The 19,952-nt window shown below is 69.7% G+C and carries 18 protein-coding genes; 12 read left to right on the forward strand and 6 right to left on the reverse strand.

Going from position 1 to position 19,952, the window contains the following annotated elements; genetic code table 11:
- Positions 1 to 25: 25 nt before the first annotated feature.
- Positions 26 to 754 carry a peptidylprolyl isomerase gene (locus ACZ7LY_RS17940; protein ID WP_471625566.1) on the forward strand — a complete coding sequence of 243 codons (729 nt, stop codon included), beginning with the start codon at positions 26 to 28 and terminating at the stop codon, positions 752 to 754.
- 56 nt (positions 755 to 810) lie between these two features.
- Here ACZ7LY_RS17940 and ACZ7LY_RS17945 read toward each other — a convergent pair whose 3' ends face one another.
- Positions 811 to 1,326 carry a TetR/AcrR family transcriptional regulator gene (locus ACZ7LY_RS17945; protein WP_471625740.1) on the reverse strand — a complete coding sequence of 172 codons (516 nt, stop codon included), beginning with the start codon at positions 1,324 to 1,326 and terminating at the stop codon, positions 811 to 813.
- Positions 1,327 to 1,666: 340 nt separating this feature from the next.
- Between ACZ7LY_RS17945 and ACZ7LY_RS17950 the strand changes: the two genes are divergently transcribed.
- The gene (locus ACZ7LY_RS17950; RefSeq protein WP_471625567.1) at positions 1,667 to 2,686 is read left to right on the forward strand and encodes an aldo/keto reductase; all 1,020 of its coding nucleotides are present in this window, start codon (positions 1,667 to 1,669) and stop codon (positions 2,684 to 2,686) included.
- 136 nt (positions 2,687 to 2,822) lie between these two features.
- Positions 2,823 to 4,373: an aspartate:alanine exchanger family transporter gene (locus tag ACZ7LY_RS17955; protein ID WP_471625568.1), complete on the forward strand. Its 1,551-nt coding sequence runs from the start codon at positions 2,823 to 2,825 to the stop codon at positions 4,371 to 4,373.
- A gap of 27 nt (positions 4,374 to 4,400) precedes the next feature.
- Here the strand turns inward: ACZ7LY_RS17955 and ACZ7LY_RS17960 are convergent, their stop codons facing one another.
- Entirely contained in the window at positions 4,401 to 5,882 is a 1,482-nt protein-coding gene (locus ACZ7LY_RS17960) for a helix-turn-helix domain-containing protein (RefSeq protein WP_471625569.1), read from the reverse strand.
- A 472-nt stretch (positions 5,883 to 6,354) separates the two neighbouring features.
- Between ACZ7LY_RS17960 and ACZ7LY_RS17965 the strand changes: the two genes are divergently transcribed.
- A complete protein-coding gene (locus tag ACZ7LY_RS17965) occupies positions 6,355 to 7,806 on the forward strand; it encodes an MFS transporter (protein ID WP_471625570.1) in 1,452 nt (483 codons plus the stop codon).
- Between the two features lie 21 nt (positions 7,807 to 7,827).
- Entirely contained in the window at positions 7,828 to 9,429 is a 1,602-nt protein-coding gene (locus ACZ7LY_RS17970; RefSeq protein ID WP_471625571.1) for an amidohydrolase, read from the forward strand.
- Positions 9,430 to 9,515: 86 nt separating this feature from the next.
- On the opposite strand, the gene ACZ7LY_RS17975 is transcribed toward ACZ7LY_RS17970, so the two are convergent.
- On the reverse strand, positions 9,516 to 10,421 hold the full coding sequence (locus ACZ7LY_RS17975) for a hypothetical protein (RefSeq protein ID WP_471625572.1): 906 nt from the start codon (positions 10,419 to 10,421) through the stop codon (positions 9,516 to 9,518).
- Between the two features lie 385 nt (positions 10,422 to 10,806).
- On the opposite strand from ACZ7LY_RS17975, the gene ACZ7LY_RS17980 reads away from it, so the two are divergent.
- Positions 10,807 to 11,169, forward strand: a complete 363-nt coding sequence (locus tag ACZ7LY_RS17980; RefSeq protein ID WP_471625573.1) for a hypothetical protein — start codon at positions 10,807 to 10,809, stop codon at positions 11,167 to 11,169.
- Positions 11,166 to 11,825 (forward strand): nucleotidyl transferase AbiEii/AbiGii toxin family protein, encoded by a 660-nt coding sequence (locus ACZ7LY_RS17985; RefSeq protein WP_471625574.1) that lies wholly within the window; start codon positions 11,166 to 11,168, stop codon positions 11,823 to 11,825. The genes ACZ7LY_RS17980 and ACZ7LY_RS17985 overlap by 4 nt, the downstream gene beginning before the upstream one ends.
- Before the next feature lie 431 nt (positions 11,826 to 12,256).
- Here ACZ7LY_RS17985 and ACZ7LY_RS17990 read toward each other — a convergent pair whose 3' ends face one another.
- Positions 12,257 to 12,964 (reverse strand): hypothetical protein, encoded by a 708-nt coding sequence (locus tag ACZ7LY_RS17990; RefSeq protein WP_471625575.1) that lies wholly within the window; start codon positions 12,962 to 12,964, stop codon positions 12,257 to 12,259.
- Complete coding sequence (locus ACZ7LY_RS17995) at positions 12,904 to 13,665, reverse strand: hypothetical protein (protein WP_471625576.1); 762 nt, start codon at positions 13,663 to 13,665, stop codon at positions 12,904 to 12,906. The genes ACZ7LY_RS17990 and ACZ7LY_RS17995 overlap by 61 nt, the downstream gene beginning before the upstream one ends.
- A 558-nt stretch (positions 13,666 to 14,223) precedes the next feature.
- On the opposite strand from ACZ7LY_RS17995, the gene ACZ7LY_RS18000 reads away from it, so the two are divergent.
- From ACZ7LY_RS18000 to ACZ7LY_RS18020, 5 genes are all read left to right on the forward strand, one after another.
- Positions 14,224 to 14,541 (forward strand): helix-turn-helix domain-containing protein, encoded by a 318-nt coding sequence (locus ACZ7LY_RS18000; RefSeq protein WP_471625577.1) that lies wholly within the window; start codon positions 14,224 to 14,226, stop codon positions 14,539 to 14,541.
- Positions 14,528 to 15,046, forward strand: coding sequence for an ImmA/IrrE family metallo-endopeptidase (locus tag ACZ7LY_RS18005; protein ID WP_471625578.1), 519 nt, complete (start codon positions 14,528 to 14,530; stop codon positions 15,044 to 15,046). The genes ACZ7LY_RS18000 and ACZ7LY_RS18005 overlap by 14 nt, the downstream gene beginning before the upstream one ends.
- Before the next feature lie 646 nt (positions 15,047 to 15,692).
- Positions 15,693 to 16,697: an SMODS domain-containing nucleotidyltransferase gene (locus ACZ7LY_RS18010; RefSeq protein WP_471625579.1), complete on the forward strand. Its 1,005-nt coding sequence runs from the start codon at positions 15,693 to 15,695 to the stop codon at positions 16,695 to 16,697.
- 50 nt (positions 16,698 to 16,747) lie between these two features.
- A complete protein-coding gene (locus ACZ7LY_RS18015) occupies positions 16,748 to 17,260 on the forward strand; it encodes a hypothetical protein (RefSeq protein WP_471625580.1) in 513 nt (170 codons plus the stop codon).
- Entirely contained in the window at positions 17,218 to 18,432 is a 1,215-nt protein-coding gene (locus ACZ7LY_RS18020) for a ThiF family adenylyltransferase (RefSeq protein WP_471625581.1), read from the forward strand. Before ACZ7LY_RS18015 ends, ACZ7LY_RS18020 begins: the two co-directional genes overlap by 43 nt.
- A 198-nt stretch (positions 18,433 to 18,630) precedes the next feature.
- Here the strand turns inward: ACZ7LY_RS18020 and ACZ7LY_RS18025 are convergent, their stop codons facing one another.
- Positions 18,631 to 19,764: an SAVED domain-containing protein gene (locus ACZ7LY_RS18025; protein ID WP_471625582.1), complete on the reverse strand. Its 1,134-nt coding sequence runs from the start codon at positions 19,762 to 19,764 to the stop codon at positions 18,631 to 18,633.
- Positions 19,765 to 19,952 lie beyond the last annotated feature (188 nt).

Here is a 19,952-nt window from a genome sequence, read left to right on the forward strand (position 1 = left end):
GGCGATCTTCTGGAGGGCGTACGGCATGAAGCGAGTTCTCGTGACCGCGTGGGCGGCAGCGGCGTTGATCGTGTCCGGGGCCGGAACCGCCTCCACCGCCTCCGCCGACGCCCCGCCGCGCACCACGCACGGCCCCTGCGGGTACACCGAGACGCCGGACGACCCCGCCGCCCGCCCGGTCTCCCTGCCGCCCGACCCGCGCCGCACGCCCGACCGCGGCACGGTCGACACGGCCGTCCCCACGAGCCGGGGCCCGCTGCCGCTGCGCCTGGACCGGGCGAAGGCGCCGTGCACGGTCCAGAGCTTCGTCCACCTCGCGCGCCACCGGTTCTACGACCACACCGTGTGCCACCGCCTGACGGCGTACCCCACGCTCAAGGTCCTCCAGTGCGGCGACCCGACCGGCACCGGCGAGGGCGGCCCCGGGTACGCGTACAAGGACGAGCTGCCGGTGGACCTGCCGCCCGCCGCGAACGACCCGACCGGCGCCCGCCGCGTCTATGGGCGCGGCCTCCTCGCCATGGCCAACGCGGGCCCGGACACGAACGGTTCGCAGTTCTTCGTCGTCTACGGGAACTCCGTGCTGCGCCCGAACTACACCGTGTTCGGCACGGTCGGCGCGGTCGGCCTCAAGACCCTCGACAAGATCGCCGCCGGCGGCATCGCGCCGACGCCCGAGGACCCGGCACCGGTCGACGGCACCCCCGCCCTGCGTACCGAACTCCTCACCGTCCGCCCGCACGGCCGTCCCTGACGGGCCGTCACCTCTGACGCGCGGTCACCCCGGCCGGTCGAGCGGTCCTGCCGGGGTCACTCGCGCGGCTCGCGCAGCCCCGCGACGAGGAGCGCGGCCATGCGCCGGGCGTCGTAGCGGGGATCGCTGTCGGCGCCGATACAGAGGTTCCCGACGCCGCGCATGAGCTGGTACGCGTCGAGGCCGGCGCGGATCTCACCCCCGGCCGCGGCCGCGTCCAGCAGGTCGGCGCAGACCGGCAGCAGGCGGTCCAGGAAGTACGCGTGCAGCGTCTCGAACCCGGCGTTGTCGGCTTGCAGCACGGAGGCCAGTCCGTGCTTGGTCACGAGGAAGTCGACGAAGAGGTCGATCCACCGTGTCAGCGCCTCGTGCGGGGGGTTCGCAGCGAGCAGTGCGGGGCCCGCCTCGGCGCACGCCTCGACCTGATGCCGGTACACGGCGATGATCAGGTCCGCCCGCGTGGGGAAGTGGCGGTAGATCGTGCCCACGCCGACGCCCGCCTCCGCCGCGATGTCCCGTACCGGCGCGTCCACGCCCGTCGTGACGAAGACCGCGGCGGCGGCGTCGAGCAGGGCCTCCTTGTTGCGCCGGGCGTCCTTCCGCCCGGACGGGGCCGGCTTGCGGGCCGCCCTTCCGCCCGGGGCCGTGCCCTCGCCTCCGGCCGCCTTTCCGTCTCCGGCCACCCCGCCGCCTCCGGCCGCCCTTTCCTCTCGGGCCGCCCCTTCGCCGTTGTCGTTCACGGCACGTTCCTCCCACTCGCGTGACGCATGGCGCCGCCACCCCTTGCAGAAACGGAACCATGTTCCGTATCGTTATCGTTCACGGAACACGGTTCCGTTTTGCTCATGATGGCAGAGCAGGCACCGGTCACCAAGTCATGCGACGCCCCGCCCTCCCCGAGGAGACACAGTCATGCAGTACCGCACTTTGGGCCGCACCGGCGTGCAGGTCAGCACCCTCGCGCTCGGCGCGATGAACTTCGGCCGGATCGGCCGCACCGGGCAGGACGAGGCCACCGCCCTCGTCGACGCCGCGCTCGACGCGGGGATCAACCTCATCGACACCGCGGACATGTACGGCGACGGCGAATCGGAGGAGATGGTCGGCAAGGCCATCGCCGGGCGCCGCGACGACCTCGTCCTCGCCACGAAGGCGGGCATGCCGATGGGCGAGGAGCGCAACCACCGGGGCGGCTCGCGCCGCTGGCTCGTCACCGCGCTGGAGAACAGCCTGCGGCGGCTCGGCGTCGACCACGTCGATCTCTACCAGATCCACCGCTGGGACCCGAGCACCAGCGACGAGGAGACCCTGTCGGCGCTGACCGACCTGCGGAGCGCGGGGAAGATCCGCTGCTTCGGCTCCTCCACGTTCCCCGCCCACCGCATCGTGCAGGCCCAATGGGCAGCCGCCGAGCGTCACTTGGGCCGCTACGTCACCGAACAGCCCAGCTACTCGATCCTCCAGCGCGGCATCGAGGCGCACGTGCTGCCCGTCACCGAGCAGTACGGCATGGGCGTCCTCGCCTGGAGCCCGCTGGCGTCGGGCTGGCTGTCGGGCGCGGTCCGCGCGGGCCGGGAGGTCACCACCCACCGCTCGGCGTTCATGCCGGACCGCTTCGACATGACGCGCCCCGCCAACCGGGCCCGCCTCGACGCCGTCGAACGTCTCACCCGCGTCGCCGACGACGCCGGCCTCACCCTGATCCAGCTCGCGCTGGGCTTCGTCACCGCCCACCCCGGCGTGACGAGCGCCCTCATCGGCCCCCGCACCCCGGACCACCTGCGCTCCCAGCTCGCCGCCGCGGACACCGTGCTGCCCGCCGACGTCCTGGACGCGATCGACGAGATCGTCGCCCCCGGCACGGACCTCGCGCCCGAGGAGAAGCACGACACGCCCCCGTCCCTCCTCCACAAGGCCCTCCGCCGCCGCTGACGGCACCGGACGGCCGCCCGCCGTCTCCCGAATGGCGGGCCCCGCCGGGCTGGACGATCATGGAGCGGTCAGGCACTTGTGCTTCCAGGAGGGGAAGGGTCCGGCTGTGTGGCAGTTCTTCGCGGACCAACCGTGGGTGACGGTCTTCGCCGTGATCACCGCGGGCGCGCTGCTCGGGATGGTCCGGTTCGGGCCGGTGAAACTGGGCGCGGCCGGTGTGCTGTTCGTCGGCCTGTTCGTCGGAGCGCTCGACCCCGACATCGGGCCCGCCGTCCCCGCGGGCATCTCCGCGCTCGGCCTCGCGCTGTACGTGTACACCGTCGGCCTGGAGTCGGGCCCGGCGTTCTTCCGTGACCTGCGCAGCCAGCTCGCCGTGATGGGCGGCGCGATCGTCGCCCTCGCCCTCACCGCGGTCGTCGTCGGCGTAATCGGCCACCGGGGCTTCGGGATCAGCGGCCCCTTCCTCGCCGGCGGTTACGCGGGCATCGGCACCACGACGCCCGGTCTCGCCGCCGCCCAGGCCGCGTCCGACGACCCCGCCCAGCCGGCGGTCGGCTACGCCATCGGCTACCCCCTCGCCGTGGTCATCACCATCGTCTTCGTCGCGGTCATCGCCGCCCGCCGTACGTGGAAGGCGCGCCGCGACCCCGACTCCGGCCTGCCCTCGAAACTGGTCACCCGCACCGTACGGGTGACCCGCCCCGCCCGCTGGGCCGAGGTCCCGGGGGTGGCCGGCCATCGCGTCCTCGCCACCGAACTGCGCCCCGAAGGCGGCGAGACCGTCGTCGCCCACGCCCTCGACCGTCTGGCGCCGGGCGACCAGGTCGTCCTGGTCGGCGGCGAGCAGGACCTCCAGGCCGCCGCCGACCACCTCGGCGAACCCGCCGCCCATGACCTCCTGGAGGACCGGCACACCGTCGACTACCGCCGCATCCTCCTCACGGACCCCGCCCTCGCCGGCCGTACCGTCGCCGAACTGGGCCTGAACGAACGCTTCGGCGCCCTCGTCAGCCGGGTCAGGCGCGGCGACTTCGACATGCTGGCCCACGACGACCTCGTACTCCAGCTCGACGACCGGCTCAGGGTCGTCATGCCCCGCGAGCGGTCCACCGCCGTCAGCACCTATCTCGGCGACACCGAGACCAAGGTCAGCGAGGTCAGCGCCGTCAGCCTCGGTCTGGGACTCGCCCTCGGGTTCCTCATCGGCATCCCCTCGCTGACCCTCGGCAGCACGACCCTGGCCCTCGGCACCGGCGCCGGGCCGCTCGTGATGGGCATGATCCTCGGCTGGCGGCGCCGCACCGGCCCCCTCGTCTGGACGCTCCCCACCCGCGCCAACCTCACCCTCCGCCAGATCGGCCTGCTGCTGTTCCTCGCGGTCGTCGGCCTGACCTCCGGCTACTCCTTCCGGCAGAACGCCTTCTCCGTCTTCGGCCTCAAACTCCTCGCCGTGCTCGCCATCGGCGCGGTCATCAGCTACGCCCTGATGGTCCTGGTCGCCCGCGTCCTCGGCCAGAGCCGCGAACGGACCATGGGCCTGCTCGCCGGCTATGTCGGCAACCCCGCGATCCTCGCCTACGCCAACGGCCGGGCCACCGACAGCCGTATCAACGCCGGCTACTCCACCCTGTTCGCCCTGGCCATCCTCGTGAAGATCGTCTGCATCCAGCTCATCGTCGGCCTCTGACCGGCTCGCGCGGTACGAGACCGCCTCTCACGACGACTCCTGCCCTCCCGGCGCCCGGTACAGGAGCCAGAGAGCGAAGCGGAGTTCGGGGGAGGAGAGGCGCCCGCCGAGGAGGTTCTCGCAGCGGCGCAGCCGGTTCTGCATGGTGTGCCGGTGGACGCCGAGCCGCTCGGCCGCCAGATCCGCCCGCTCGCCCTCCTCGGCCCACACCCGCAGCGTCGCCAGCAGCGTGTCGCCGTCGCGCGTGCCCGCGAACACCTCGGTGACCTGCGCCCGCAGCTCCTGCACCGCCGCCGGGTCGACCAGCGCGGACCACATGTCACCGAGGCGCAGCGTGTCCTGCGACACCAGCGGGACGCCCTGGGCCGCCGCCCGCCGGGCCGCCCCGAGCGCCCGCCGGTAACACGAGCCGAACTCCTCGCGCCGGTCGCATCCGGCGAGCCCCGCGTGCACCGGACGCCCCAGTTGCGCGGCGACCGCGTCCACCAGGCGGCGGGCGTCGAGCAGCACTTCGTGCCGGGCGATCAGCGCGAGGCCCTCGGGCGTGCGGGCGGGCAGCAGCCAGCGGCCGGTACCCCAGGTGTCCTCGACGGCGGCGAGCAGCAGTTCGACCGGGGCGCCCGTCAGATGGAGCAGACCGTACGGGCCCGCCTCCGGCACGTGCAGCCGCCCGACCAGCGCGCTCCAGCACTCCGTGGTCATCTCGCCGGTGAACAGCATCTCGATCGCCGCGCGCAGCAGCCGCAGCTCATGCGTGAACGGCAGGCGTACGCCGCCCAGATCGGCGAGGCGGGCGACGGCCCGGCCCAGCGCGGCGAGCCCGGCGACGGTCGGTTCGGCGCGCGAGAGCACGACGAGCAGCCCGACGCCCCTGCCCCCGTCGTGCACCGGCCGCACCCGCACCCGCAGCCCCGCCGCCACGAACGACGCCGTGAACAGGGGGTCGGCGAGAGCGGCGGCCGGTACGAGCGGCAGCACCCGGTCGAGCTGCCCGCGACCCTCGCACCCGGCGCTCAGCGGCGCCCGCCCCGGCTCCGGGAACACCAGATGCGTCTCGGCGTCCAGCCGCTCCGCCAGTTCCTCCAGGACCGTGCGCAGCGGTGCCGTCCGGTCCTCGCGCCGACCGAGCGCCGCCCGCAGCACGACCGCGCTGTCCCTGCCGCCGGGCGAGCGCGTCCACCGCGCCACCGGGATCTCCTGCCGCTCCGCACCGGCCAGCAGCGGCAGCGGCACCGGGACGCGCGGGTCCGCCGTCTCCACGACGATCAGCGCGGCCCCGGTGAGCGCGGAAGGGAACTCCCGCAGCCGGGTGGCGCCGTCAGGCAGGTGCGCCGCATCGAGGAGGGCGATGTCGCCGGACCGCACCGCCGCTTTCGCTCCGGGGGCCCGCAGGTCCACCACCCGGCGCACCTCACGGCGTACCCCTTCGAGACCGACGAGCAGACGCAGGCCGAGGCCCTGGGCGAACCGGAGGACGTGCGGGGGTGCTGCGGGGTGCGGATCCGTCATGGCACCAGTCCACAGCACGTACGGCGGCGCGGTGACGCACGCCACGACGCCGAAGGTCCCGTTCTGTCCGGGTCCTACGTCCCGGACGGGCCAGTACGTACGTCCATGGACCTGACGTCCACCCCTTCACACCAGGGGCGGCGCGCATTTCGGACATGCTCGGCGTCATTCACGTACGGCGGGCTGGACCTGACGTACAACCGGCGGCTCGCACGCCGCAGGGGCGCTTTCCAGCCACTTCGGTGCAGCCGTCCGGGGCGGCCCAAGGGCCCGGAAAAGGGGCGCGAGGCGAGGGGAGAGTGGGTCGCGGAACGAGGCCACCGGAGGTTCACGGACCCCGGGTGACCGCCCGTTCCCGACCGTCACGACAGGGCGGCGGACTCCGCCGCCCCGCCAACTCCCTACGGCTCGCAGGCTGTAGGCCACGCGGCCCGCCCACCCAGCCGGGCCGCTTCTTTTCAGCGGAGGAAACATGGCCGTCATCGATTCCGCTCCGGCGGAGGGGGCCGGAGAACGCGACACACCCATGCCCCAGCAGTGGCCCCGCGCCGCCGCAGGCCGGCGCAACCGTGTCTGGCACGCGACCTGCCTCGTCGGCTTCCTGTCGTCGCTGCAGATGATCGACCCGATGGTCAACAGCAGCTCGCTGGCCAAGGCCGGCCCGGCGCTCAGCATGTCCTCGGGGATGGTGTCGCTCGCCGCGAGCATCTGCACCCTGATCCTGGCCGCCTCCATGCTCGGCGTCGGCATCATCGGCGACCTCAGGGGCCGCAAGAAGGTCATGCAGTACGGGACGATGGGCATGATCGTGGCCGGCGTCCTCACGGCGATCGCCCCCAGCACCCCCGTCTTCCTGGTCGCCCGCGCCCTGATGGGCGTGGCCACCGCCACCAGTTTCAGCATGTCCCTGGCGATGATCCCCGCCCTGTGGCACAAGAAGGACCTCGCCAAGGCGTTCTCCGTCTGGCTCGGCATCCAGTGCGTGATGATCATGCTCGGGCTGCCCGGCGCCGGGATGCTGGTGTCGGCGCTCGGCTGGCGCATCTCGTACCTGCTGGTGCCGGTCCTCGGACTGATCATCCTGCCGCTGTCGATGCGGATGGTGCCGGAGAACCGGGCCGACTCGACCCGCCGCTTCGACACCGTCGGCGTCGTCCTCGGCGCCCTCGGCCTGCTCACCTTCATGGGAGGTTTCGGCCAGGCCGGCACCTACGGCTGGACGTCCCCGATCGTCCTGGGCGGCATGGCCGTCGGGATCGTGCTGCTGACCGCGTTCGCCCGGTACGAGGCGAGGTGCCCGCACGCGGGATTCCCCATCGAACTGCTCAAGTCGCGCGGCTTCCTCGCCGCCGTCCTCGTCGGCATCGCCTTCAACTTCGGCAACGCCGTCATGAGCCAGCAGATCCCGACGCTGCTCCAGCACCACCTGCACGTCACACCCATGGTCTCCGGGCTCGTCATGGCGGTGTTCGGGCTCGGCGCGCTCGCCTCCGCGTTCGGTACGGCCTGGGCCGCGAAGAAGGGCATCGGCGCCACCGCGATGTTCGTCTCCGGCCTCGGCATCATGGCCGTCGGCTACGTCCTGTTCGGCTTCCTCGGCCTGAACAGCCCGCTGCTGATGTTCGGCCTGGGCAACTTCCTCATCGGCTGGGGCCTGATCTGGGCGCAGACCATGCAGTCCGCCGTGATCATGAACTCGGCTCCCGCCGACAAGATCGGCTCCGTGGGCGCCGTCAAGCCCGCGGTCGGGCAGATGGGCATGGGGCTCGGCCTCGGCGCCCTCGTCCCCGTCATCGCCTCCCTCACCCACGGCGCCGATGACCAGGCCGCCCTCGCCGGGTTCCACGGCGGCATGTTCATCACCGCCGGCGTCCTCGTCCTGTTCGCGGTGGCCATCGCCGCCGTCATGAAGAAGAACAAGTAAGCGGAAAGAAGCGCAGACACCGTGTTCGCAGACAAGATCTTCACCCACGCCCGCATCCGCACCCTTGACGACACCAAGCCGTACGCCACTTCGCTCGCCGTCAAGGACGGCCGGATCGTCGCCGTCGGAGACCGCCACGACGTGGCCGGGTTCGACGGCCCCGACACCGAGACGGTCGACCTGGGCGGCCGGACCGTACTCCCCGGCTTCATCGAGGCGCACGGCCACCCGACGATGGCCATGGTCTCCGACAGCCCCGTCATCACCGACATCCGCCCCTGCCGCCTGGGCACCGCCGAGGAGGTCCTCGCCACCATCCGGCAGCAGGTCGCCGACGCCGAACCGGGCGAGCCCCTGTACTTCCACGGCTGGGACGGGCTCATCCAGGAGGGGCTCGGCGAACCCACCAAGGAGTTCCTCGACGAACTGGCCCCCGCCAACCCGCTGAGCGTCATGCACTTCTCCGCCCACTCGGCCTTCGGCAACACCCTCGCCCTGAAGGCGGCCGGCGTCACCAGGGACACCCCGGACCCGGCGGGCGGCAGCTTCGAGCGCGACGCGGACGGCGAACCCACCGGCAAGGCACTGGAGTTGGGCAGCCTCGCCCTGATGGGCCCGGCGTTCGGCGTCACCCGCGAACAGCGGCCCGACCTGCTGCGCGGCGAGATGCGCATCCTCAACGAAGCGGGCGTCACCACCATCAGCGACCACGCCTTCCACGACGCCGACCGCTACGAACTGGACGAGCTGCGCAAGGCCGGCGACGCCACGGTCCGCATGCGGATGTACGAACTCTTCCACGAGGACGGCTCGACGACCGTGGACCGCGACAACGGCGACGGCCTCTTCCGCCAGGTCGGCGTCAAGCTCGTCACGGACGGCTCGCCCTGGGTCGGCAACATCCACACCACCTTCCCCTACGCGGACACGGTGATCTCCCGCTCCATCGGCCTCGGTGGCGGCCACACCTGTGACCACGGCAACTTCGCCCCCGAGGAGCTGAAGCGCCTGATCACCCTGTACTGGGACAAGGGCTGGCAGTTGTCGTGCCACGTCCACGGCGACGCCGAGTGCGACGTGATCCTGGACATCGTCGAGGGTTTGCAGAAGAACTCCCCGAAGGCCGACCACCGGCTGCGCCTCGAACACTGCGGCACGGTCCGCAAGGACCAGTACGAGCGGGCCGCCGGCCTCGGCGTCACCGTCTCCCTCTTCATGGCGCACGTCTACTACTGGGGGGAGAAACTGATGGGCCTCTTCCCCCGCGAGGTCGCGGAGAGCTGGGCCAACGGCCGCGTAGCCATCGACGCGGGACACAAGATCTCGTTGCACAACGACTGCCCGATCACCCGCACCGAGCCCCTGCGCAACATCCAGTGCGCCGTCACCCGCACCACCCGCCAAGGCGCCGTCCTCGGTGAGGAGTTCAAGGTCACCGTGGAGGAGGCGATCAAGGCGCAGACCATCTGGGCCGCCTGGCAGCTCATGAGCGACCACGAGGTCGGCTCGCTGGAGCCCGGCAAGTTCGCGGACATGGTCGTCCTGGAGGAAGACCCGTACATGGTGGACCCGCACCGCATCGGCGACATCAAGGTGACCCGCACCTACCTCGCCGGCAACTGACCGCCCCGCCTGCCAGGGGGCGTACAAAGTGGATGCCCGGGCGAGTCCCCGCCCGGGCATCCACTTTCTCCTGCCTGACCAGGGGTTCAGCTGGAACGGCGCTTGACCGAGAAGAGGATCACGCCGCCGGCAGCGACGAGGATCGCGGCTCCGATGCCGATCTTCGGGCCGACGGAAGCGCCGGTCTTGGCCAGATCGCCGTCGACCTTGTCGGTGGGGGGCGCGGCCTCGACGGACTCGGACTCCTTCACCGACGGCGCCGCGCTGGGCGCAGTCGAGTCATCCGGGGCCGGGGAGGACTCGTCGCGGGGCTCCTGGGGAGTCTCCGGCGCCTTCGGCTCGGGGTTCTCGGGCTTCTCGGGGGTCTTGGGCTTGTCGGGGACAGCGGGGGCGGAAGGTGTGGGCTCGGTCTTCTCCGTCTTCTTCGCGCCGGCCACCGTGAAGGTGAACGGACCGATCTCCGGCACGCAGTGCCCGAGGGTGGGGCCGCCGTCGAACCCGGCGTCCTTGTTGAAACCGCCGTCCTTCTTGAGGGTGTAGCGATTCGCCTTGGAGCTCAGGGAGAAACTGTCGGAAGAGTTCGCGTCTTCGGATACCTTGACCTGGAACTTGACGGTCACTTCACCGAACTGCCGACTGGTCCTGGTCCAGTTCCAGGTCAGCTTCTTGTTTCCGTCGGAGTATTCGCTCTGGGCCTTGCCAGGCGCGTCCGACGTGAATTCGACCTTACCGAAAGTCGCCGCGCTCCCGCTCAGCTTGATCTCGCCCGAAGCCTTTTCGAAATGACTGGCCCCGGCAATCCCGACGCGCTGGCTGATGGTCAGGACCTGGCCGGGAGCAACCTTCCCCCTTTCCTTCTTCGCCAAGGGGCTGATGTTGCTCACCGCCGAGGCATCGGCCTTGTCCGGGGCGGCTGCCGCCGTGGGGGCCACCCCCAATGCCAGTGCGGCCGCTGCGGTCAATACTGCTGAGGTTGGACGATTGAAGCGCATGAAGGTCCTTATCCGTAGATGATCCGGAATCAGCCTCACATAAGCCGTGCCGCAAGGCGGTCGCCATTAGTCCCAGCGAAAAGGGAAGTTGGTCCTCAACCGGCGAGAAACCCCTACATCGACAGGGCGCTGCCGCGACTGAATTAATAAACCCTTAAGAGAGTTTCAGCTCTGACTTATGAATAGGGATGACGATCCCCTGGAAGGCCGGGCGCGACGCGTTATAGGCTGCTGCGACCCGACGGACGTACGTCGGGCGGGCGCCCGCTCTTCCCTCGGACATCTCACCCGGTGGGCTCTTAGCTCACATCGCTACCCGTGTAGGCCCCAGGTGGGGACCCCGAATCCGCCATGCCGCCGCCCCCCCAGCAGCGATACTGGATGGATGGACACGACGATCACCGCCGCCCGCGCCGAGGTGCTGCGGGACCGCTACCGCAGTCGGGTGCCCGTGCGCTTGCAGGAGCTGACCGGCCCCATGGAGGGCGACGTGGACCTGCCGCTCCACATCGCCTGGTCCGGGCGGACGAGCTACAGCCTGGACCGTCCGAAGTCCCGCATGACGCTCTACCGGACCGTCCTCGCCGAAGGACTGCGCGAGGACCTGGTGACCCTCCTGCACCACCGGCTGCTCGCCGACCAATGGCCCGTGCTGCGACGCTTGATCAGTCCCTACATCCGCGAGGTCTGGGAGGACGCCTTCCCTGAGTTGCTCCGCACCGCTCCGGCCGACACGACCGCCGCGTGAAACTCACTCCGCTCCACGAGCGTCTCCTCGCCGACATCCTCGACCTAGGCTCCCCCTACCCTCTGGTCCTCACCGGCGGATACGCCGTGCAGGCCCACGGCCTGATCGAACGCTTCAGCCGTGACCTCGACGTCGCCACCGAGAACCCCGCACCGATGCAGGAGATCGTCGCCTCACTCACAGCAGGGCTCAGCGCGCGCGGTTGGCCGACCACGCACATCCAGACCGATCCGCTCAGCGGCCGGTTCCTCGTCACCGATCCGGACACCGGCGAGGAGTGCGAGGTCGACGTCCTCAAGGAGGCGTTCTGGGCCCCGCCCGCACAGACCCCCTACGGCCCCGTTCTTTCCCTCGACGACGTGATCGGCACAAAGGTCCGAGCCCTCGCCGACCGCGGCACCGCCCGCGACCTCATCGACGTACAGGCTGCCTCCCGCCACCGCTCCACCGCCGACCTCGAATCCCTGGGCCGCCGTCGCGCCCACGACGAGTTCAGCCTCGAAGACCTCCGGGACCGGCTTATCGGCGCGGACTGGTACGAGGATGAGGACTACACCGCGTACGGGCTCACCACCCGGCAGATCGAAGAACTCAAGGCGTGGGCGCTGGAGTGGGCGGACGATCTGGGTACGCGGATCCATGACGAAAACGCCTGAGAGACGGTCATGGCGTCCATCCTCTCTAGCGCCGTTGCCACGACAGAATGCGGTGTAGCCTGCAGGTCCCAGCCCGGAGCCGTCCACGGTGGTGACTGCCTGCACGGCGGACGCGCAGGGTAGCCGAGCGATACCCGACAGTGGCCATCTTGCTTGATGCCGTGAGCCTCGGCGTATTCGTCAGATCGTCGATCACGCGAAGCGGCTGCACCATTTCCCGAGCGATACGGTGTACAACGTGGACTCGCTGTCCATTGCCCGCCCGTACGCCGGCCGCTCGGGCGCTGCCGTGGGTGACGCTGCCGGCCTTCGGGGCGGGTGAGTACGGCCATGCTCTGCATCACCCGCGTCTACACCGTCAGCGCGAGTCGAGGCCCACGCTCCTGGCCGTATGCGGTTTGGTCGTCCCCTCAGAGGCCGTCCGGATGGACCTATGGTCTCGACGGTGCGTCAGCGAGACGAGCACGCGCAGGGGGTTCCCCGTTCTGCCCTGGTAGCAGTCGCAGGGCGAAGACGGAGCCGTCGGCGTGGACAGAGACCGGACCGCCCCAGTCCCTGTCGAAGGTGAGGCGGGGACGGACGTGGCGGCTCGCGTGGACGAGAGCGCGGTATTCCTCGACGTCGCCCCTGGCGAGGAGTCGGAAGACCTCCTTGTCCACGCCGGAGAATGCCTCGACGCGGGGGCCGTTGAGGCGGAAGACGTGGTCGGTGCCGACGTATTCGTTGCCGAAGAGGGTGTGGGCGGCGTCCTGGATGCTCATGCTGGCCGCGTGTTCGAGACCGGTGAAGCGCTTGCGGCCCTGCCGGTCGGTCAGGTGGCGGGCGGCTGCGTGGCCTGAGCCGGTGAACGTCATGAGGCCCGCTGCCGTGGTGTGGGCCAGGGCCTCCTGGAACCAGGCGTAGTCCTTCGGCTGCACGTGGCAACCCCGTACGGGCTCCGGTGCCACCAGGCCGTCGGCCGGCGGGTGGATGCCCGGCATCGCGTTCGCCTGGAACGGCGGGGCGTTCAGGTTCGCTTCCCGGCTCTCTGCCGGGGACAGCCGACCGCCACTGCCCGGCGCCTGGAGGGCGTGGACGGTCATCGTGCCGCCGTCCGTCGGGAGTTGTGTGCTGAACAGCAGGCGGGGGTCTCGTTCCACGCGCCGATGTGGACCGCTTCGGCGTGGGCCGAGGCAGAGGCCAGTTGCTCGGCGGAGGCGGCAGTGTCGCCGTGGTTGCCCTTGCAAGCGAGGGGGATGGCGAGGGACGGCTCGCCTGGCCGCCAGACCTCGGCGAAGTACTGCGGACGATAGCGGTACTTCACCTTCTCGCCCTTGTCCCTGCTGGTGAGGGCCCAGCCCGCGCGTAACGCCGTGTCGGCGGGGACGATCGTCACTGAATGGTCGGGAAAACGGCTGCGCAGCATGTGCTCCGTGAGCGTGAGCGCGAAGCCGATGCCGAGCTCGCCGGATTGCAGCGACTTGTAGTGGTCCGCGATGCGGTGGCCTTCGTCGGTGAGGCCGAGGAAGGAGTCACGACCGCCGGCCAGGGCCTGGGTGTACTTGAGTGCGCCCCAGTGCTCCGCCAGCCCCCGGCCCGCACCGCGCCACGACAGGGCAGTGGCCCGGGCGAGGGTGTGGAGCACGTCCCAGAGGGTCACTTCGAACTGCCGGGGCAGCTCTGTCGGCAGGATCGGGACGAGGGTGGGCTTCCGGCGGAGCGGCTCGTCCTCGTTCTCCCTCCGCTTCTTGTCGTCCGCCGAGATAGCGGCCTTCACCTTCCCGACGAGCGCGTCGTCGGAGTGGACGGAGACGCTCGAGGGCAGGACCAGGTCCTGGAGCACTTCCTCGGTCGGCTTCAACAGCTCTCCTTCACGGTGTGCGTGGGCGGGGCGCCATCGACTGGACCGTACGGAAGGGACGAGCGGCGCACGCAAGTGCGCAGGGGCGCGTGACTTGGGTTGGCTTGGGCGGGCTGAACTGGGCGCCTCGGCTCCGCCTCGCTCGCTCGCGAGTCCCGCGCTGTCGAGGGGCCTCCGGCAGGCGGCAGGCAGCGAGCCGGCTTCCGGGGCGGTTGAGCGCTGACCGGGCGATCACCAGCAGGATCTGTTCCCACCAACTGGAGCGGTGTCCGTGCCCGACAGATCGGTGCGTGGACACACGTCCTGCGTGCGCAGAGTGGTCTTCCGCACCTTTGATGGTTCATCAGACATGTCAGCACCCGCCAGCATGAGTCGCTGGGCTCTCCGGGACAATTGTCCCGGAGAGGCACCGACGCGTCGCGAATGCCAAGGCGAGATCTTGCCGTCCGGCAGCCAGGTGAAGCGGGCCGGTCCGGTCAGCGTGTCACCGTCCAGGGCTGGTCGGGTGCGGGGCAGGGAACTAGGTTGTCAGTGAGACTGGCAGCGCTTGGGGGATATGTGGACGAGCGGGAGTTCAACGAGACCGTTGCCCGGCTGATCCGTGAGGCGCGGATGCGTGCCGGGGTGACGCAGGAGTACGTAGGGCGTCGGGCGGGGCTGACGCGCGGTTCGATCACGAACATCGAGTCCGGAACCCAGTCCCCGCCTCTGTACCGGCTTGCCTTGATTGCCGCAGCGGTCAACGCGGACCCTGCGGACCTGCTTCCCCTGCTCCGCTTGGACGAGGTGTCCGGACTTGCCGCGCGGCATACCGCCGACGTTGCCGCGGTGTGGGCGCAGGCCTCGAAGATTAGGGGCGACTGTGGCGAAGGCTGACCTGGCGGCCCGAGGGCTGCTGCGGGAATTCCGGATCGACGCCCCGCCGGTCGATCCCTTCGCCCTGGCCAAGGACCTCGGCGTCCTGGTCGTCCCGCAGCGCATGGACGACGACGTCTCTGGCATGCTCCTGCGCAAGGACGGAGCCTGCGTCATCGGCGTCAACCAGGCGCACTCGTTCGAACGGCGGCGCTTCACGGCGGCGCACGAACTGGGGCACTTGCGCCTGCACGAAGGACGCCCGCTCATTCTGGACACCGACGCGCGCGTGAACTACCGCAACTCGGTCTCGAGCATGGCCACGGACCGAGAGGAGGTCGACGCCAACCGATTCGCCGCGGCGCTGCTGGCCCCGGAGGAGATGGTCCGCCGGGCGGCACAGGACATTAGCTTCCGCACGACGGACGACCTCGTGCGAGTCCTGGCCAAGCGTTTCCAGTTGAGTGAGGTGGCCATGACTTACCGTCTGATGAACCTCGGTATTGTCTCCGGCCCTGCTCACTGACACCACCTGGAGCCGACCGCCGCCTCGACTCTTAGCCCGCGCGTTGCGCGTTCCTGGCGCCGACCTGACCCACCCGCCTGGCAGTCGTGCCCCTCTCGCCTCTCCCGCCCCCAGTTTGCCAAAAGCTGAGGGGGAGCCGAACCTGCAACTCTGCCCGCACTGAGAAGCTGTCAGCCAGACTGACCTTCAAAAAGTGTCTTGCGTGAGTGTCGCTGTGTGTGGTGCACTTGTTACCGCAGAGAGTGACCGGTCTCTGTGCATAACGGGTGGCCCCTGCTCGGCGTGAGGCTGACGGGCAATCCACCCCCGGGCGGTACCGCGTACGTGTGCCTGGCCACGATGGCTGGCCTCGTCGACCGGACCGCACCGGCTCCCCTCGATGGCCAGCCGTCACCCAGGGCCATCCGCTGATGCTGTGCATCGGCCGACCCTCTGCCCAGTGCCATGGCCGGCCTCCTCCGCGAACTCACCAGACCTCTCGCGCAAGCACACCCATGTGCGCACCCCCGCGCCCCATCGCGGGCAAGCCCACATGCCCTCGTAGTCCTTCATGCCCTATTCCGTCACGTCTCCCGTCGGCGTGCCCCCACACCCATTTCGTCACCCTGAGCCCTCAGCCGGCTCGCCGCAGAAAGGAAACTACGCCATGCAGTGCTGCAAGAACTTCGACATGTTCCTCAAGAACACCGTGAACCTCAGCCAGGCCAAGCTCAACCTCCTCGACGCACGCGTCGAGGCCATCTACAAGGCCCTTAAGGCCGACTCCGAACTCGGCTCGCTCATCCGCGGCAAGAAGCCTCAGGGCTCCTGGGCGCAGCGCACCATCATCAACCCCGTCGGCGACAGCGAGTTCGACGCCGATTTCATGCTCCACCTCACCGAGAACACCGAGTGGACAGACGGCCCCAAGATCTACATCGACAAGGTCTACGCCGCGCTCCACCGTCACAGCACCTACGGCGCCATGCCTCACACCCGCAAGTGCCGCTGCGTGCAGCTCAGCTACGCCAACTCTATGCACGTCGACATCGTCCCCTACCTTCAGCTGGCCGATGGCCGTGAGGTCATCGTCAACCGCGACGCCAACACCTGGGAGCAGACCAACCCGGCCGGATTTACCGCCTGGATGCAGAAGAAGGACGGCATCGCCAACAACAATTTGCGCAAGGTCATCCGCCTGATGAAGTACCTGCGCAACCACCGCGGCTCCTTCACCGGCACCCGCTCCATCATCCTTACCACCCTGCTCGGCGAACGCGTCGAGGAGATCAAGAAACTCATGGATCCTGGCTGTTACAGCGGCGTGCCCACCACCTTGCTCACCATCGTCGAGGACCTCGACCGATGGCTGCAGGAGCGCCCCTACAAGCCATCCATCGCCGACCCTTCCGGATCGGGCGTCACCTTCGACCACCGCTGGGACCAGACGACCTACAGCTACTTCCGGGCCCGCATCCACGCCCATGCCCGCGAGATCCGCGAAGCATACGACGAGCCGGACTACGACCGCAGCGTGCTGCTGTGGCGCCAACTGTTCGGCGACGCCTTCCCTGGCCAGCCGCGTGCCGCCGCCTCCTTTACACCCACGGCGGCCAAGTTCGCCACCCCGCTGCTCATCACCACGACCTCCCGCACCGGACGTGCCGGATGACCAAGCGCAAGTCGCCCGCAGCCCGCCCCAGCCCCTCTCAGCGTCGCCTCTTGGAGGAGCTCACCGCGCTGGCAGCCGCGCACGAGCCGGACCTGCGCATCACCGGCCGCCCCCGCACAGACACTGACGGCCTGGTCACCATCCCTATCAGCGTCTGCATCGGCGGCACGCTACGTGCTCCAGGAGGACTGCAGCTCAAGGAGAGTGAGGACTTCCTCCTCACTCTGCCCGCCACCCCGATGATGCCGCCGCAGGTGCGCACCCTCCACACTCGGTTCGCCGGCACCCCGCATATCCTGCAGGGGGATCGACTGTGCCTCTACCTCGATCCGGCCCGCGAATGGGACCCCGCTGCCGGCATCACACCCGTGATCAACCGCCTGTGGCAGTGGCTCAGCGACGCCGCAGCGGGCAGGTTCGATCCCGCCACCGCGCTATACCACCCCGTCGGCGGTGTCCTGCACTACACCCGGGCACTCCCACCGTCGTCGTACGAGAACCCGTCTCCCACCGGTCGGCCATGGCATGGCTCACCCAGCGCACCACCGACCGGCTCGACCTGACCAGCGCCCCCGCAGACTCGAACAGCCACCGCACCCCGATCCTGTCAGTGGACGCGCTGCCCCTGGGCGCGGGCAGCACTCTGGCCGAACTCCTCACCCTCACCCATCCCGCCACTGCCCACGCCCCGCAACCGGCCGACGCCCCACCCCAAGCGCTGCTGACCGCACTCGCCGCCAGCGCCCTGCGTAACCCCGAAGGCGCCGCCCAGTACTTCGTCCTCGCCGTCCGACACCCCGCCACACCCGCAGCGTCTCCCTTCCTCCTCGCTGGCTGCCTGCCGCCCCAGGCCAGCGACACGCTGCGCCGCCTGGCACGCCGCGCGACCCCCAGCCGCCTGGGCAGTCTGCCCGAGGACCTGGCTCACGCCTCCATCGCATGGTGCTACCTGTCCGACGAACGCGCTGAAGTCACCACCCGCCGTGACACCCTCCGCCCCGTCCGCGCGTTCCAGGACTGTCACATCCACATCTGGGGCTGTGGCGGCATCGGCTCCTGGGCAGCCGAGATGGTGGCCCGGGCCGGCGCCTCACATCTCACCCTCTGCGACCCCGGCCGTGTCACCGGCGGCTTGCTGGTGCGGCAGAACTACACCGAACACCACATCGGCATGACCAAGGCGACAGCGCTGGCCTCCCACCTGCGGACCATCCGTGACGACATCCGCATCGACATCGCGACCCCGCCCCCCGCCGTCGCCCTCCTGACCGCCGCGGACCAAGCGGATCTCATCATCGACGCCACCGTCAGCATCACCGCCGGACGCTTCCTCGACCTCCTCGCTCAACAGCCCCACCGCAAAGCCGTCCTGGCCCAGCTCGCCACGGACAGCCTCACCGCCAGCCTGGGAATCCTCACCATCGCAGCCCCCGGCACCCACACCCCCCTGTCCACCATCGACCACACCGCTGGCGGCCACGTCCTTAGCGCCCCCAACCTCGAGGCGTACCACGCACTGTGGGCCGAACCCGCCCCGGACGACGAACTGCGCCCCACAAGAGGCTGCTCCACTCCCACATTCCACGGCTCCACCGCCGACTTGATGGCAACCACCGCCACCCTGATCACCCTTCTGGGTATCCAGATGCCCCACCCCGTCTCCGGGACCCACCTGTGCGCCCAGCCCCACACCGGGACAGCGCCGGCACACCGCTTCATTCCGTACAGGGAGTAGGGAGCACTGCCCGCGTCTCGGAACCTGTGGCCCTGTATCCCCGGCAGGGGCGTCAGTCTCTTGAGGCTGCCGGGCGTCGGTAAGACCTGCATCCCCAGTTCCGCTCCGGCCGAACTCGGCATATCTCGCCGCAGCCACACTCCAAGCCCTGATGAGAAGGCGCTCCACGGCGCCGTCCGCCGGGCCGTCGTGTGCAGGTCAGCCGGGAACCTGCCCCACCTCCAAGGTGGGCATGTAGCGGCCCGCCAAGCGCTCGTAGATCACAAGCTGCGGGTGCACCTGCGGATGGTGAGCACGGCCCAGGGCGATTGCCACGGAGACGGGCACGGCAGGCAGGACATGCAGACGGCGCAGCGACTTTGCTTCCCTTTCCAGCCGCGCGAGAAGCGTTCGTAGCGTTTCCTCCATCTGTTGCAGTGACGCCCGGCACCGCAGTATGTCCGGACCGGCCTGCGTGCCCACCGGGCTGACCTCGTAGCGGCGCAACGCCGAGAGGTCCCGTGGAATCTCCGAAGGCGCGATGATCCCGGAGATGTTCATCACGACGACAGCCTCGTCCCGGTCTTGCCCGGCCTGAACCGGATACGCGGCGAACTTGGTCACCGGGCCGGTCTCGGCAGACCACACCCAGGACTGGTCGTGTCGGTGGCGTTGGTAGATGTGCGTCGGCACGGTGTCGTCCAAGAGCGACCCGAGGTAGACCAGTAATGGCAGACGCGCGAATCCGAACACGCTCAGGTGCTGAACGGATTCCCGCTCTATCCCTGGTCGCAGCCGGTTTCGGGCCACGTCATCGATGACCTTGGTCGCCTGCCGATAGTAGTGACGGCTGGCCTCGGCGGCAGATTCCGTGTTCCAGGCAGCGGCTGCCTGCTCGCCGGGAATGTGCCGCAGATCTATCTCCACACCGTGCCGGGAGTAGGACTCCAGATACAAGGGGAACCGGCGGCCTGCTGTCACAGCGTCCGCAGCGGTTTCCCGCGACAGCTCGACGGCATTTCCGTGCACCGACCCCACCATCCGCACCACCGTGGTGGCCCTCTCCGGTCCCAACGCGGTCAGGTGCCTGACACGGTCCTCATGCTCCTGCTTCACACGGCGCAGCCACTCGACGGTGAAGACGTCCAGCGCGGCCTTCGTATCGATCTCCATGTGTTGCTGGGCACACAGCAGCATCAGATTGTCCGCCTCGTCCCGCAACGCCTTCTCCAACAGATCCCCGCCGCGCGGCGAGCGCGGGTCAGTACTCTGCCCAACGATGTGCGCGACCTCCCCCAATGGGAGCGTCCGTCCCGACATCGTCCCCTCCAGCAGGTACGCGTTGCACAACATGCACCTGCCTCCACTGCGCACCCACACGGCGAGAACCGCCTTGGATGAAAGGCGGCTTCGTTTCCCGTCGCCCCCGCTCATCAGCACTGCCTCCATCCCCTCGCGACAGACCAGACGCTAGACGACACTTCCCCTGACACCAGGGGGATTTGACAAAGCGCGGCGCATCATGGGAATGCAGGTCCGCA

It is taken from the genome of Streptomyces sp. NPDC107550, from assembly GCF_055639095.1.

Bases quoted from the DNA above. Each gene is read 5' to 3' on its own strand.
- ACZ7LY_RS18010 (WP_471625579.1), top strand. From the start codon at position 15,693: ATGCAGTGCTGCAAGAACTTCGACATGTTCCTCAAGAACACCGTGAAC.
- ACZ7LY_RS17975 (WP_471625572.1), bottom strand. From the start codon at position 10,421: ATGCGCTTCAATCGTCCAACCTCAGCAGTATTGACCGCAGCGGCCGCA.
- ACZ7LY_RS17965 (WP_471625570.1), top strand. From the start codon at position 6,355: ATGGCCGTCATCGATTCCGCTCCGGCGGAGGGGGCCGGAGAACGCGAC.
- ACZ7LY_RS17960 (WP_471625569.1), bottom strand. From the start codon at position 5,882: ATGACGGATCCGCACCCCGCAGCACCCCCGCACGTCCTCCGGTTCGCC.
- ACZ7LY_RS18020 (WP_471625581.1), top strand. From the start codon at position 17,218: ATGGCATGGCTCACCCAGCGCACCACCGACCGGCTCGACCTGACCAGC.
- ACZ7LY_RS17980 (WP_471625573.1), top strand. From the start codon at position 10,807: ATGGACACGACGATCACCGCCGCCCGCGCCGAGGTGCTGCGGGACCGC.
- ACZ7LY_RS17950 (WP_471625567.1), top strand. From the start codon at position 1,667: ATGCAGTACCGCACTTTGGGCCGCACCGGCGTGCAGGTCAGCACCCTC.
- ACZ7LY_RS18025 (WP_471625582.1), bottom strand. From the start codon at position 19,764: ATGTTGTGCAACGCGTACCTGCTGGAGGGGACGATGTCGGGACGGACG.
- ACZ7LY_RS17940 (WP_471625566.1), top strand. From the start codon at position 26: ATGAAGCGAGTTCTCGTGACCGCGTGGGCGGCAGCGGCGTTGATCGTG.